The organism is Paenibacillus phocaeensis, from assembly GCF_900021165.1.
Taxonomy (GTDB): Bacteria; Bacillota; Bacilli; order Paenibacillales; family Paenibacillaceae; genus Fontibacillus; species Fontibacillus phocaensis.
The window spans coordinates 221,749-236,111 of the sequence record NZ_FCOQ01000018.1 but is presented as its reverse complement, the minus strand read 5'-3'; the positions used below and the strand labels follow the sequence as shown (position 1 = coordinate 236,111).

The window sequence follows — 14,363 nt, the reverse complement described above, 5'->3', positions numbered from 1 at the left end:
TCCGGGTTCAGTTCATCGCAAATCCCGGCGGCGTCAAGCCTGCGCGAAGGATGGGTAGCGCGCTCCCGCTGCGGCCCCTTTCGGCGATATGCGTTCGATCTCCGCCAGTTCCTCCGCGGAAAGCGTCACTTCCAGTGCGCCGAGATTTTCCCGCACGCGGTCAAGATGTTTCGTCCCGGGAATCGGAACGATTTGCTCGCCCTGGGCAAGCAGCCAAGCTAACGCCAGTTGAGACGGTTTGCAGCCTTTGCGTGCGGCGAACGTTTCGATCAGAGTGACGAGCTCCAGATTTTTGGCGAAATTTTCGCCCTGAAAACGGGGGTAAAAACGGCGATAATCGTTTTCCGGGAGATCGTCGAAACTGCGGATTTGCCCGGTCAGGAAGCCGCGGCCAAGCGGGCTGTACGGAACAAACCCGATGCCGAGTTCGCGCAAAACGGGCAGCACCTCGTCCTCCACTTCGCGGCTCCACAGCGAATATTCCGTTTCCACCGCAGTGAGCGGGTGTACCGCATGGGCGCGGCGAATCTGCTCGGGCGTCGCTTCCGACAGGCCGATGTAGCGTATTTTCCCGGCTTGAACAAGCTCGGCCATGGCGCCGACCGTCTCCTCAATCGGCGTATTCGGATCGATGCGGTGCTGATAATACAGGTCGATATAATCGGTGCCAAGCGCCAGAAGGCTGGCATCCACCGATTTTTTGACGTAAGCGGGATGTCCATGCGCTTTCAAGTCCAGCGAGACGATGCCGAATTTCGTCGCAATCACGGCTTGGTCCCGGCGTCCTTTTAAAGCCCGACCGACCAGCCGCTCATTGCCGCCGAAATTTCTTTCCGTAAGTTGCCCGCCGTAAATGTCCGCCGTATCGAACATCGTCACGCCCAGATCCAGCGCGCCTTGAATCGTGTGCACCGATTCTTCGTTGTCCGGCATCATCATCGTGCCAAGGCCAAGGGCCGACACTTCAAGCCCGAGACTCCCGAGTTTCCTTTTCGTGATCATATTTCCCATGATCGTCCCCTCTTTTCCACAGATTTGAATATGGATCGCTTCATCGCTTAAGTACAATCTTATTCTAAAACACGGCTCCGGGAGCAGCCACAGTACGCTTATGCTAGTAACGGCATTAACAGGCTCGGGGCGAACTAACGCTCAGGGCTGAGCTAGGGCAGCACACCCTAGAGGCCCTCCCCGTATGTCGTTATTCCGGCACCGGGGTGTAAATACACAGATGCAGATCGGGATGATCCGTCGTAAAAGTCAAGGAATGGATATCGCAAGTCAGCACGTGCTTTTCATTCTCATCGGAGGCACGTAAAGAAATCCGGGTAACCCGCTTGACAGCATTGGCATCACCTCTCATAAGGAATCACACTTACTAAAAGTGTGTAACTGTAATATAATAAAGACGAGAATACGAATCACCATCAAACAACAGAGGTGAAGGAACCTATGGAAAAATACCGCATCGATCCTGGCAAAGGATTGGAGTTTGGGATATACACGTTGGGCGACCATTTGCCCGATCCCCATACGGGGCAGCAGATTTCGGCGCAGGAGCGGGTCCGGCAAATCATCGAATACGCCAAGCTCGCCGAACAGGCGGGCCTTGATTTTTTTAGTGTCGGGGAAAGCCATCAGGACTATTTTGCAACGCAAGCGCATACCGTGGTGCTGGCTGCGATCGCCCAAGCCACGAGCAACATCAAGCTGGGCAGCTCCTCGACGATTATCAGTACATCGGACCCGGTGCGCGTGTACGAGGATTTTGCGACGATCGATTTGATTTCGAACGGCCGGGCGGAAATCGTGGCGGGCCGCGCCTCCCGGGTCGGTCTGTTCCGTTTGCTCGGTTACGATGTTCGCGATTACGAGGAGTTATTCGAAGAGAAATTTGAGCTTTTGCAGCAAATCAACAGGCAGGAAGTCGTCAACTGGGAAGGCGAATACCGCGCCCCGCTGCATCATGCCAAGGTCCTTCCCCGGCCGCAAACCGGCTCCATGCCGATTTGGCGGGCGGTCGGCGGAGGGCCGGCCAGCGCGATCAAAGCCGGATCCGCCGGCGTTCCCATGTTCATGGCGCATTTAGGCGGTCCGGCCTCGGCCTTCAAACCGACGGTTGACGCCTATCGGCAGGCCGCAAGCGAGGCGGGCCATAATCCGGCCGAGCTGCCTATCGCGACCGCTGGTTTTTTCAATGCTGCCGAAACCTCGCAGCAAGCGCTGGAGGAACTGTATCCTTACATTAACGAGGGCATGAAAAAAACAAACGGTCAAGGTTTTTACAAGCCGCTTTTTATGCAGGGCGGAGATCCGCACCATATCATAAATGTCGGCAGCCCGCAGCAAATTATCGAAAAGATTTTATACCAGCATGAAATGTTCCGGCATCAGCGATATATCGCCCAAATCGATTTCGGCGGCATGCCGTTTGACCGGCTGCAGCGGAATATCGAACTGATCGGCACGGAAATTTTGCCGGCGATCCGAAAATATACGGCGAAATCCTAACCCTTAACCGAATAGGAACGTCGTGCCGTAAATTCCAACAACAAGGCCGGAGCATATGACGCTCCGGCCTCTTTTCTTGCCGTCGATACGGGAATGACCTCTAACGCTGATGAGAAACGCTATGATGGCAAATTTGACGTTATCGAAATTCTAACGACGCTGAGACACTCTATTGCAGCAAAAAACCATGGTTTGGTAGCAAAAAAATAGAAATAAGCTCTGTGGCAAGCGTTAAAATCGAAAAACGATGATTTTGGCTAATATAAGCTCTGTGGCCAGCGTTAGAGGATGAAACGTTCCCGTTGCTCTTCCGGGATAAGCGCTCATCCCCACTTTGCTGCGGATTCTACCGGTCAAGCGCCAAACTCGACAGGTTTATTGCATTGTCCTCATCGGAAGTTATTTTAATTCCCGGAAAAAGCGATCGATCGCCGTTTTATCCGGCAGCGCCGGAATCCCGCCTTTTTTCGTTGTAGTCAAGGCTCCCGCCGCGTTGGCGAACCGGGCGCATTCAGCCACGTCATCGACGGTCATCCGGTAAAACCCGCCGGGGATCTCGAGGATTTTGCCGATGGCCGCCCCGAAAAAAGCATCCCCCGCCCCTGTCGAATCCACCATGTTTACAGGGTAGGCCGGCGCGGTGCCCACCGCATGCAAATAGCGGTAGAAGCACCCGTATTCGCCTCGCGTTACGAAGATCAGGGGGATGTTGTACGCCCGCATCAATTGCAGAGTGCCTTCGGTGGGATCCTCTTGTCCCGTAAGAAAAGTCAACTCCTCCTGGGAAACCTTCAGAATATCCGTATAGGCCAGCCCTTCTTCGATCGCCTCCTTGGCGGCGGCCAAGGAAGTCCACAGCGATTCGCGAAGGTTGGGATCGAACGTGATCAGCAGCCCATTGCTCTTGGCGTGCTTCAGAGCTTTGCGGGTGGCGGTTCTCGCCGGCTCGGCCGTCATGGACAGCGAACCGAAATGAAACACCCGGGACTGCTCGATGAGGCCGTAATGGACTTCATCCTCGCCCAAGGTCAGGTCCGCCCCCGGATTGCGACAAAAGCTGAAGGAACGTTCCCCGTTCTCGGCCAGGTGGACAAACGCCAGGGTCGTATGAATTTCCTTGGAGAACCGGAGTCCCGCCGTATCCACGCCATAGTGCTGCAGCGTATCCCGCAGCAATTCGCCGAAGCGGTCCGTTCCCACTTTGCCGAGGAACGCCGTCTTCATGCCGAGCTTCGCCAGCAGGACGGCCACATTGGCCGGCGCCCCGCCGGGATTGCATTCGAACAACGCCTGCCCCTGCTCGGAGCTCCCGGCCGGCGTAAAATCGATGAGCAGCTCGCCCATCGTCACCGCGTCAAACATCCGCTTGCGCCTCCCTCTCTCTTCACCATACGGGGCGGAGTGTCCAGCATTGAAGCGAGACCAAGTTTACCGACCCGCCTCGACTGAACAACCGCGTACCAACGCTGTCCGCATGCGGAAACAGGTTGTAGGTCATGACCGTCCGGCCGTTATCGGCGAAAATTTCCACTACGCTGGTATCCATCAGAATTCGCAGCTTCAGCGTGGTTTGGCCGAACGCCTCCAGTTGGCATTCGCAACTGCCTTCGCTCCAGCCGTCGGAGCGGCTGCGATCGAACCGCAGCATTCCCGTCGCCGGCGTGTAGGAGAGCACCGTTTCCTTCGTCCCGTCCGCGGATACCCGCAGTTTGAGCCCGAACTCCTCAGCCTCGCAGCTCGCCAGATCAAATTCGGCAATCATCTCCCAGGCGTTGCCCTCCGGTCTGGCCAAGACCTTCTCCGTGTCCGCCGCGATCCGCTGTTCGCCGCTGACCTGGCCTTCTTCCCGCAGCGATGCAAGCTCGGCCACCGGCAGGAATTTCAGCTTCCCGTCTGCGTCCAACTCCACCGTGCGCGGAATCGACATGGACCCGCACCATTTCTGTTGCGAAGGCGGCGCAAAATCCTTGAACCAGGGCATCCAGTCCCAGGAGTTGAGCCAGGCGATGATGATCCTTCTGCCCTGATCGTCCAGCAATGATTGCGGCGCGTAATAGTCGAAGCCGAAATCAACCTCGCCCTGCACGTCCCAGGTGAAGATACCGCGTTCGTAATCCATATCCCCGACCAGATAGACGGTTTTCGTATTCCCCATGCCCATCGGCGAAAATAGCAGCACATGCTTATCGCCAAGCGGAAAGAAGTCCGGGCATTCCCACATGGTGCCGAGGCTGCCGTCGCTTTCGGCCAGGACGCCGACGTAATCCCACTTCCGCAGATCGGGCGAACGATACAACAGCGCCTTGCCCCGCCCGTCCTTGCCCGTGCCAACGACCATATACCAAGTGTCGTCGTGCTTCCACACTTTCGGATCGCGGAAGTCGGCCGAACCCTCCTCGGGAGGGAGGGCAATCACGGGATTACCCTCGTATTTCTCGAAATGAATGCCGTCCGAACTGGTGGCCAGACACTGGGTTTGGATCGCTTGTCCATCCCGGATGACCGTACCGGTGTATAACAGCGACAGCACTCCGTTATCGTCCACGGCCGACCCGGAGAAGCAACCGCCTCTCTCATCCAGATCGTAAGGTTCGCTTGGCGCCAGCGCGATCGGCAGATGCTCCCAATGCACCAGGTCCTTCGATTGGGCATGCCCCCAGTGCATCGCGCCCCAGCGATCTCCGTAAGGGTAATATTGGTAAAACAGATGATACTCCCCTTTAAACTGGATCAGACCGTTCGGATCGTTCACCCAGCGAGCGGGCGCCATAAAATGATATTTGTGCCGCGAAGGTTCCCGCGCCGCTTCCTCCCGGATCGCGGCGATCGCCGCTTCGGCTTTGGCCAAGGCCAACGCGTGCCGCTCCCGGCTACCTTGCTGAAGAGTCATCGATTATTCCTCCATCGCTTGACGTACTTGTCTCGCTTGCTTCACGTTGCCCTCGGAATGCCAAGGCGTACGGTCCAGCTTCTTCTGCAGTTCGGCGTTTCTTCCTTCAGAGTAGGCGTTCATACGCTCTTTGGCCATCTCCTGCGACTGCTGCATCTCCGGATTTAAGGACACGTTTTGCGGCTTGGCGATATTGGCAATCTGCGGCATCAGTTGGATTCGTTCCTCGACCGGCAGAATGCCAAACGGCTTGGAAGGCAACGTCTGGTACCAATAGGCGGTCGAGGACCAGTCGTCGGCCAGGTGATTGGCATGACCATGCTCGATCGTCACTTTCAGGCTTTTCGAGAAGTGAATCGGATCGGTGAGATGGAACCGATAGGAGACCTGATAACCCGGCACATCGCTTTCATGCACGATCGATCCGCAGAACGGAAACGCATTTTTCTGCATGCCCCAGGCGTGGTTGAAATAATCTTCCGCTCCGGTTCCGACGATGCTCGGCAGTTCTTCCCCGTCGATGAAGATCATGTCGTCGCCTTCCCCCCACCAACTGCCCTGGAAGTGCGTCACCGATAAATTGCAGCCGATATAATGGCCTTCCCCTTCCGTCTCCAGAACCACGTAGTTCCCGGCTCCGTCCAGATTAGCCACGCGATTGACTTCCGGCGTATTGACCTGCAAATTCGCACCCCATCCGTCGCACGGATATTCGCGTCTCCACTGCGCATGGAAGTAGGCGGTGCCGGCATCCAGCGGCTGGCGGTAAAGCTCGTAATCGATATGGAAATAAAGGCCGAACGGCACATCGTTTTCGTTGATGATTTCGATTTTGGCCCGCTTGTTGAACGGCATCGGCAAATAGCAGTTTACGGAAGCAACGCCGCCGAATTTGAACTGTTCCTCCGGTTTGACGGACACCGTGAACGGCAGCGAAGCGAAGTTCCCCGGCATGGAATGGCCGATACAGAAGAAGTCGCCAAGCGGCACAAGCACGCTGGGATAGGCCTGATCGTCCCAGGTCATTTTGATCAGCACCTTGCGGTACCAGGCCGGATCGGCCATCTCCCACGTTACGCCCAGCGCGTTATGAATTTCGTTGACCGGAGCGATGTTGGCACCAAGATCCGGACGCATCACGCTGGGGCCCAGCACCCGGCGGCAGAAGGAAGTCATCCAGATGTGCGAGATGCTGCCGGGTCCTTCGATATCGCCCAGCACGACGCTTTCACCTGCCGGGATCATCCAGTAATCCTGGTTCTTCCCTTCCTGGTCCCAGCTGGATACGCGGGCCGTACGGACTTGTTTGATTTGGGTGAGCTGCCCCAGAAAATTTGCGCTTTGATGTTGCATCATGAGTTCTCTCCTTCATCTATCATAAATTTGGGTGAAACCATGGATATAAAAGTGTGATCCAAAGATGACTTTTTGAACTACCGTTCCAATGAAGGTTCAAAAAGTCAGGTTTTCAGCACCGAGAAGGTTGGATGAAGCTAGGGACTGAGTAGCGCAGCGTACATAGAGGTACGTGAGCAACTGAAATGTTTCCGCAGGAAACATGCTTCGGAAGCATCCGCTTGGCCCGGCTGAATTCAAGATTCGACGTCGAATAACCTTCCGAGGATAGCTTCGTGATCCAAAGATGACTTTTTGAACTCCCTTTTATCCTTTGACCGCTCCGGCCGTCATGCCCTCGATAATAAACCGTTGGAACACGCCGAAAAAAATCAGCTGCGGCACAATGATCAAAATGCCGGCGGCCAAAGTCCCGCCGTAATCGATGCTGAACGCCCCTTTAAACTGAGAGATGCCCAGCGAGATCGTATATTTCGCCGCATCGCTGATCAACGTCACGGCAAACGGAAACTCATTCCAGATATATAGAATATTGAAAATGAATACGGTAGACACGACCGGCGTAATGATCGGAAACACAATCGATTTGCACAGCGTATATAAGCCGCTGCCGTCGATAATCGCAGCTTCCTCCACTTCCCTCGGAAATCCGCGCAGAAATCCGGTGAACAGCAACGTATTAAATGCAATCGAGGTTGCGATATAGGGCAACACCAGCGACCAGTAGCTGTTCAGCAAATCCAGCAGGATCGTGATCCGGTACACGGGAAAGATCAGAATAAACGCCGGAATGGCCAGGCCGGAAATGAAATAGAGCAGGATCAGATTCTGAAGCTTCTTCGACTTGAACACCATACGCGTTAAAGCAAACGAGCTCATGAACGTGATGATGATTTCGATCACGATCGTAAGGACCGCGACGATGATCGTATTTTTATATAAGGTGAAAAAATCCAATGTGGCGAAAGCCCGCGTGTAATTTTCCAAGCTCCACGACTCGGGCCAACTGAACGGGTTGTTCAATATCTCGCTACTGTTGCGAAAAGAGAGAAACCCTACCCACAGCACCGGCAGTAAAATGAGCAAAGTCACCCCATAAGCCAAGAGGTACCCGCCTAGCGTTGTCCATCTGCGGCTCGAAGGAGCGTTCGTCGTTGCACCCATCCTCATCCCTCCCCCCTTAATCCTCAATGTTCGATTGGCTTAGCTTCAAATAGGCGACGGAGAACAGCACGGTCAGCAGGAAAGTAACGGTTGAAATCGCCATCCCGTAGCCGTATTCCGCCGAGGTAAAGGTCGTATTGTACATGTAGGTGACCAACACTTCCGACTGATGGTTGGGCCCGCCCCCGGTGAGCATAAATACGGTTTCGAAAATTTTGAACACATTGGTGATGACCAACACGACGGCGATCTTGTTCGTTTCGTTCATCATCGGCACCGTGATGTGCCGCAGTTGCTGCCAGGACCCGGCGCCGTCGATGGCGCTGGATTCGTACACGTCCCGGGGAATCATTTTCAGTCCGGCCAGAAAAATCGTGGCGATAAATCCCAGCTGCTGCCAGACAAACACGACGCCAATCGAGTAAGGAGCCAGCGCCTTGCCGCCGATCCACATCTGGGTCAGGTTTCCAAGCCCCAGCTTGGTGAGCAGCATATTGATCAGGCCCATTTGCGGATCGAGCACGAACACCCAGATCAGACCGACTACGATCGGCGCGATAATGCTGGGCGTATAGTTCAGCGCCTTCAGCGCGCCGCTGCCTTTGAAGGATCGGTTGAGCAGCAGGGCCAGCAGGAACGACAGCGGAACCAGCAGGATCAGCGATACGCCGAGAATAATGAACGTATTTTTCAGGGAGACCCAGAAGAACGAATCGCCCAATAGCAGCTTGTAGTTGTTCAATCCCACAAACTCCGCGATCCCGATGCCCGTATATTTCGTCGTGCTGTAGTAAAACGAAATGAGGATCGGAATCAGGATATAACCGGTAAACAGGAGCAAGGTCGGAAACAGCATCAGGAAAATGCTTCTTCTTTTGCTTAACCAGATCACTTCTCTAGGTTCCTCCTATCCTGACAAAAGACGAAGGGAGGAGCGGACGAACAAGCCGCCCCGCGCCCATAACCCCCTTCTTCCTGCCTTCGTTATTGCTGTCCGACTTTCTTGTCGATCAGATCGAGCGCTTGTTCCGGCGTGTAGAACCCGTTGATGATTCCGTAGATGCTGTCGTACAGGGTGTTGCCGATCGCGTCGGAAACCACCAGGTCCGGCTGGGCCAGCGGCTTCTCCCATCCCGGTTCGTTCATGGCCTTGATCAACTCGGCATACACCGGATGCGCCTCTGCGTCAACATTAGTCTCAACGGGGGTGATCGGCGGCAATTGGTTATCCACCATCATCTGCATGCCCTCCTGGCTGTAATAGAAGGCGAAGAATTTCTGGACGGCGTCGTATTTCGCCGGGTCTTCCTTCACCTTCGCTCCGGCCACTAGCGGGGCGGAGGCGGAAATCATAGAAATCTTCTGATTCCCTACACCATCGCTAAACGTCGGGCCCCAGGAGAAGCCGATCGTCTTTGCAATGGGACTCGCCTCCAGCTTGCCCGTTTCCCAAGCTCCGGCGTCCAGCATCGCCGCCTTGCCGGAAGTGAACATCTCCACCGCCTGAAAATAACTCAGCGTCGTCACGTTCTCGGGGAATGCCCCCAGTTTTTGCAGTTCGGCGATTTTCTCGAAGAAGCGGAGGAAGTCGGGATTGTTGAACTTCTCTTCCCCGGCCAAAATCGCGTCGATCTTATCGAAGTAACCGTAACGAGTAAACATGCCCAGGAAAGCCCAAATGCTGTAATTGTCTTTTGCGCCCTGTGCGATCGTGACCACGTTGTTCGCTTTAAACACTTTGGCCGCTTCAGCCAGTTCCTCGTAGGTTTCCGGCACTTTGACGTTGTACTGCTCGAACAGGGCCTTGTTGTACCAAAGTCCGGTCACCAGCGATTGATACGGCAGGCCGAATAACTTGCCGTCGTCCTCGTAGTTTTTCAGCATCATCGGATCGATGGCGGCGAGTTCCGGCGTATTTTTCACCATTTCGCTTAAATCCAGCAGCAGGCCGGCCTGGTTCAACTCTTTGGCGGGTGCGGGCAGCATCCAGAAAATATCGGGCATTTCACTGGTCTGGGCCTGAATCTTCATCTTCTTGATATGATCATTCGTGTCTGCCCCGGTCAAATTAACCTTAATCTCGGGGTACTTGGCCTGAAAAGCCTCGATTGCCTTATACATCGCCGGTTCCTGATCCTTGACATTGGCGACGTGCATGGCGATATCCAAAGTGACGGACGGCGCGTCCGCCTCGCCGGAACTCCCGTTCCCCGAATTCGCAGCGCTTTCATTTTTCGGACTGCCGCAGGCCGCCAACAAGGTCAACAATATCAACACACTTAGCAATCCGGACAAACCTTTCTTCATCTTCATTCCCCCTTTTTCATCTTGAAGACTTGCATGAATTGTGCAAATATTAATCTAAGTTGAAGGTTGGCCTCCTTCTAACAATGCCATTCTATTACGAATGTAAGCGGTTGTATTTAGCAGATGTTATGGATTATTTATCAAAAGTTGCTTCGATTCGTAGGGGAAAATTTGGATTGGAGGAGGTACGGATTGATGATCTTGGACAGCTTGTCGCCGTATATTCGGGTGGCGATGGACGACATCAACACGGAACCGTGGTTTATTCAGGAACGGGTATTATTTGATTACGAATTGCTTTATGTGATGGAAGGGGAGCTTCTGGTAACCATCGAAGACGAGGTTTACGAGGGGAAGCAAGGGGATATCTTTCTGTTTCGCCCGGGGCAACGCCATTCCTTGCGCAAAACCAGTCCCAAGCTGCGTCAGCCCCATATTCATTTCGACTTTTTTTATCAAGCGGACAGTCCGGGGATTAAGGTCTCTTTTCGCTCCTGGGATAAAATCTCGGAGGAGGAGAAGCAATGGTTCCGCGATGACATCATGGACCAGATGCCCGTCCCTTTATCCAGCCATCTCCGCCTCAAGAATCCACTGCTGATCGAACAGATGCTCATTCAATTGATCAACGAGTTCGATCTGAAAATGCCGTTCTTCGAAATTAAAATCAAAGGGTTGTTCATTCAATTATGGATTCAAATTTTGCGGGAAAATTACTGGAACCTTCATCCGCATCTCATCACCAATTTCCAGACCTTGCTTAAGGTGAAGGACTTTCTGATGAACACGCCGGAACGCAAAGTCACCCTGGAGGAAATCTCCAAAATGTCGGGAATCAGCAAGCATTATTTAATCCGGCTGTTCAAGAAAGCCTTCGGCATGAGCCCGCTGCAATATCACCAATTTATCCGGATTCAACGCGCTAAGCACTTGATCCAGTTTACGGACGATTCCATTGACGCCATCGCTGAGAAAATGGGCTACCCGAACATCCACGCGTTCAGCCGGGCGTTCAAAACGGTGGACGGGATTCCCCCTTCTTTTTACAGGAACTAATTTATGAAAGCGCTATACAAAATCCCATAATCCAAAAATTCTCCTATATCTTTCGGCGCCCCGCCTCCCGAATAATGAAGGAAAGCGCCGCAGGCCGCTAAATTTACCAGCAAAGGAGAATGACTTAAATGACGCTAACCTTCAAAACCATCCGCGAGGCATTGGCGTTGCCCCAAAGCCGTTTCTTTGGCGTCGTCTACGAGAACGGACGGTATGCCGCTAACGACGAGGCCAGTTTCTTCGGGCGCAAGCTGCCCGACCCTGAACTGACTTTCGATATTTCCAATAACCAAACACTCGTCAACGTAAATATGAACGGATCGATCAAGTATATTACCGTTTATAACGGCCAATATGCCAGCGACAATATTCCCGGCGTCTGGATGTGCAAAGACTTCCGCAAGACGGGGCCGTACGCTTTTGGGTTGAAGCTGGGCGGGCAGAAGTTTGATCTGGGTCAGGATGATCTTCCTTATGCTACCTCCTTGTTGGATAATTTGTTCCCCATGACCGAGTTCCGGTTTGGGGACGTTCAGGCGACGTTGCTCGTCTATGCTCCAGTCTCCGCCGATGGTGCGGTGCGCCTGCGGGGAACGGTATACGGCCTGCATCTCGAGAACCGGTCCGGGCAGGAGATCCATGGCGAGGTACGGCTTCCGCGTGCGGATACCGATGCGGATCAGGTATTTTCCGGACCCGATGTCTGCGTCTATCCTGTAGAAAGAGAAGATTGGTATGCGGCAAGCGGGGCGGTATCCTTCCGTCTGGCTCCGGGGCGAGACGTCTGGATACCGGTGGTCCTCTGTCCGCCTGGGGAGGAGACGCCTCGGCTCGTCAATGAGAAGGGCACGCTCTATTGGCTTCACGAAACTTGGGCCTATTACCGCAGCTTGCTCGGGCGGCTTGAAATGAAAGACGATCCGTTCGCGGCGGAATTCTATGAACGGGCGATGCTGCAGTCCCTGGGATCGATCGCTATGGATCGCCAAGGGGCCATCGTCGGGTCGAACTGGGGAACGTATCCGACGACGGAGTTCACCTGGAACAAGGATATGTACTATTCCCTCCTCCCCTTCCACACGGCCGAACCGGAGTTGTTCAAGCAAGGCGCATTATGGTTTCTGGAGCACGGGGTGCGGCCGGCCGGCAATCGCTACCCGGGCGGGATTTCCCACTCGCTCAGCAACTCCCTCTCTTCCGTTGTGATGGCCGGGCTGTATTACCGAAGCACCGGGGATAAGCGGTGGTTCCTGGAGCGGCCGAATATCGATCTACGCATCCGCAAGCTGCTCGAGGAAACGCTGCGGACGCGGAGGCCTGACGGCCCGTGGCTGTTCCCCTCGGATTGGTTGTCCGACGCGTATTCGCTCGGCGATTACCACACGGGCTCCAACGTCGTGGCCTGGGCGGCGTTCCACCATTACGCCCGCATCGTCCGCGAGGTGTTCGGGGATACGGAGACCGCCGAACGTTATCGGACCATCGCCGCAAACCTCAAGGAGGATTTACAGCAACACAATACGGTGGAGGGCCCGTTTGGCCTTCAGTATACGGAAGGAACAAGCGCCGGAAGCGATGCGCTCAAAGACGATGCAAGCAAGTACAAAGGAACATACGACGATTTCGGCATGCAATTCATCGGCCGGCTGACAAAAGACGGGGCGGTCGATTTGCTCCACCATGACGGAGAGGAATCCGATACGATTCTCATGCCGTTGTACGGATACGCCGCTTATGACGATCCGGCGTACCGGCACTATATGCAGTTCTCGCTGAGCACGCACAATCCCACCTATAATCCGGAATCCAGAGGCATTCAATGGGGAGATCATGCCGCCTGCACGTTCCCGGGTTATATGAGCGGAATGGGCATGCTGACGGATTTCGCTTCCATGTCCGGAACGGATGGCTATTTGACGGAAATCCGCAAGCTAACCGATGCCGACGGCTCGCTTTGGTGGTGGCCTTACCTTAACGGCGCACGATACGGCGATGTGGTCCGGCACCACAACTGCGGCAAAAGCGGTTGGGCGTCGGGGGTATTTGCCGGCCTGTTCGCCTCGCGGATCCTGGGGATCGCCTATGACGCGCCCGCACGCCGGCTGTCCTTCCGCCCGTTGCACGCCGCCGGTTCCTTCGCTTGGGAAGACGTCCGGCTTGGCAGCGGCGTGTTCAACCTTTCTTTCCGCCGAGAGGGGAATGTCGCCGAAGCGATTGCAGCCAATTTCGGCGCCAAGGCGGTGACCGTGCTGGTGGAGCTTCCCTGCGAACAAGCGGCCAGCGCCCGGACGTTCGTCAACGGCAATCCGCCTGTCGGCCGCGTGGACAACGGTTATTACAACGGCTGTACCACCGTTATTTTTCAGGAAACCCTGCTGCCCGGGGAAAGCAAATCCTTTATCATTACGACCTACTCTCCCAACGAATAAGAGCGAGGTGGGCATGGGCCGCAGCTAGCCCCCTAGCCTTGCGGCTTCGGGCGCGCAACCCCAAAAAACAGAGGCAAGTTCGGAATTTCCCGAGCTTGCCTCTGTTTTCTATCCGCGTGTGAACCCGTGCGCGAACCTCTAACGCTTGCAGGAAACGTTATTTGCGCAGAAAAGGGGGCGTTCAAAATGTAACGCTTATGAGCGAGCTTATTTCCCGGTTTCGGTGCAAAAAAGGGGCAGTTTCGCCTAAATAAGCTCTCTGATCAGCGTTAGAATGGAAACTGCCCGCTTTTTGGCCAAATAAGCTCTCTGGCAAGCGTTAGAATAATTGCGCACGGGGCGGGACGGGGCGGCGGGACAGGCCCCGCTTGCGTGCACCACGCCCTGAGTGCACCCGGTGCGAGCGCGCCCTGCATGCACCGCCTCGTTCATCAAGCGCCGATTTGCAGGTTGAGCGTAGAAAATGACTCAGAACTCAAAGCCGAAATCGGCGCTTGACGGGGACACAGCAACAATGCGGAACCTCTAACGCTTGCAGGAAACGTTATTTGCCCAAAAACGGGGGCGTTCAAAATTTAACGCTTATGAGCGAGCTTATTTCCCGGTTTCGGTGCAAAAAAGGGGCAGTTTCGCCTAAATAAGCTCTCTGA

The 14,363-nt window shown here is 54.7% G+C and carries 10 protein-coding genes; 3 read left to right on the top strand and 7 right to left on the bottom strand.

The genetic code is table 11. The annotated features are described in order from the left end of the window. Positions 1-33: 33 nt before the first annotated feature. Complete coding sequence (locus BN3795_RS11180) at positions 34-999, bottom strand: aldo/keto reductase (protein ID WP_110945176.1); 966 nt, start codon at positions 997-999, stop codon at positions 34-36. Between the two features lie 453 nt (positions 1,000-1,452). Here BN3795_RS11180 and BN3795_RS11175 point away from each other — a divergent pair, with 453 nt between their 5' ends. Then, positions 1,453-2,511, top strand: coding sequence for an LLM class flavin-dependent oxidoreductase (locus BN3795_RS11175; protein WP_068784756.1), 1,059 nt, complete (start codon positions 1,453-1,455; stop codon positions 2,509-2,511). Between the two features lie 399 nt (positions 2,512-2,910). Here the strand turns inward: BN3795_RS11175 and BN3795_RS11170 are convergent, their stop codons facing one another. From BN3795_RS11170 to BN3795_RS11145, 6 genes are all read right to left on the bottom strand, one after another. Beyond that, entirely contained in the window at positions 2,911-3,873 is a 963-nt protein-coding gene (locus BN3795_RS11170; RefSeq protein ID WP_068784755.1) for a carbohydrate kinase family protein, read from the bottom strand. A gap of 22 nt (positions 3,874-3,895) precedes the next feature. Continuing rightward, positions 3,896-5,401 (bottom strand): glycoside hydrolase family 32 protein, encoded by a 1,506-nt coding sequence (locus BN3795_RS11165; protein ID WP_068784754.1) that lies wholly within the window; start codon positions 5,399-5,401, stop codon positions 3,896-3,898. 3 nt (positions 5,402-5,404) lie between these two features. Continuing rightward, positions 5,405-6,757: a glycoside hydrolase family 172 protein gene (locus BN3795_RS11160; protein WP_232729907.1), complete on the bottom strand. Its 1,353-nt coding sequence runs from the start codon at positions 6,755-6,757 to the stop codon at positions 5,405-5,407. Between the two features lie 306 nt (positions 6,758-7,063). Then, positions 7,064-7,921 carry a carbohydrate ABC transporter permease gene (locus BN3795_RS11155; protein WP_068784753.1) on the bottom strand — a complete coding sequence of 286 codons (858 nt, stop codon included), beginning with the start codon at positions 7,919-7,921 and terminating at the stop codon, positions 7,064-7,066. A gap of 16 nt (positions 7,922-7,937) precedes the next feature. Beyond that, positions 7,938-8,813 (bottom strand): carbohydrate ABC transporter permease, encoded by an 876-nt coding sequence (locus BN3795_RS11150; RefSeq protein ID WP_068784752.1) that lies wholly within the window; start codon positions 8,811-8,813, stop codon positions 7,938-7,940. Positions 8,814-8,905: 92 nt separating this feature from the next. Then, positions 8,906-10,228, bottom strand: a complete 1,323-nt coding sequence (locus BN3795_RS11145; RefSeq protein WP_110945137.1) for an ABC transporter substrate-binding protein — start codon at positions 10,226-10,228, stop codon at positions 8,906-8,908. A 195-nt stretch (positions 10,229-10,423) separates the two neighbouring features. Here BN3795_RS11145 and BN3795_RS11140 point away from each other — a divergent pair, with 195 nt between their 5' ends. Both BN3795_RS11140 and BN3795_RS11135 read left to right on the top strand, forming a co-directional pair. Then, complete coding sequence (locus BN3795_RS11140) at positions 10,424-11,284, top strand: AraC family transcriptional regulator (protein ID WP_068784750.1); 861 nt, start codon at positions 10,424-10,426, stop codon at positions 11,282-11,284. Positions 11,285-11,412: 128 nt separating this feature from the next. After that, positions 11,413-13,713, top strand: coding sequence for a hypothetical protein (locus tag BN3795_RS11135; RefSeq protein ID WP_068784749.1), 2,301 nt, complete (start codon positions 11,413-11,415; stop codon positions 13,711-13,713). Positions 13,714-14,363: the final 650 nt, after the last annotated feature.

Bases quoted from the DNA above. Each gene is read 5' to 3' on its own strand.
- BN3795_RS11145 (WP_110945137.1), bottom strand. From the start codon at position 10,228: ATGAAGAAAGGTTTGTCCGGATTGCTAAGTGTGTTGATATTGTTGACC.
- BN3795_RS11140 (WP_068784750.1), top strand. From the start codon at position 10,424: ATGATCTTGGACAGCTTGTCGCCGTATATTCGGGTGGCGATGGACGAC.
- BN3795_RS11175 (WP_068784756.1), top strand. From the start codon at position 1,453: ATGGAAAAATACCGCATCGATCCTGGCAAAGGATTGGAGTTTGGGATA.
- BN3795_RS11135 (WP_068784749.1), top strand. From the start codon at position 11,413: ATGACGCTAACCTTCAAAACCATCCGCGAGGCATTGGCGTTGCCCCAA.
- BN3795_RS11160 (WP_232729907.1), bottom strand. From the start codon at position 6,757: ATGATGCAACATCAAAGCGCAAATTTTCTGGGGCAGCTCACCCAAATC.
- BN3795_RS11155 (WP_068784753.1), bottom strand. From the start codon at position 7,921: ATGGGTGCAACGACGAACGCTCCTTCGAGCCGCAGATGGACAACGCTA.
- BN3795_RS11170 (WP_068784755.1), bottom strand. From the start codon at position 3,873: ATGTTTGACGCGGTGACGATGGGCGAGCTGCTCATCGATTTTACGCCG.
- BN3795_RS11165 (WP_068784754.1), bottom strand. From the start codon at position 5,401: ATGACTCTTCAGCAAGGTAGCCGGGAGCGGCACGCGTTGGCCTTGGCC.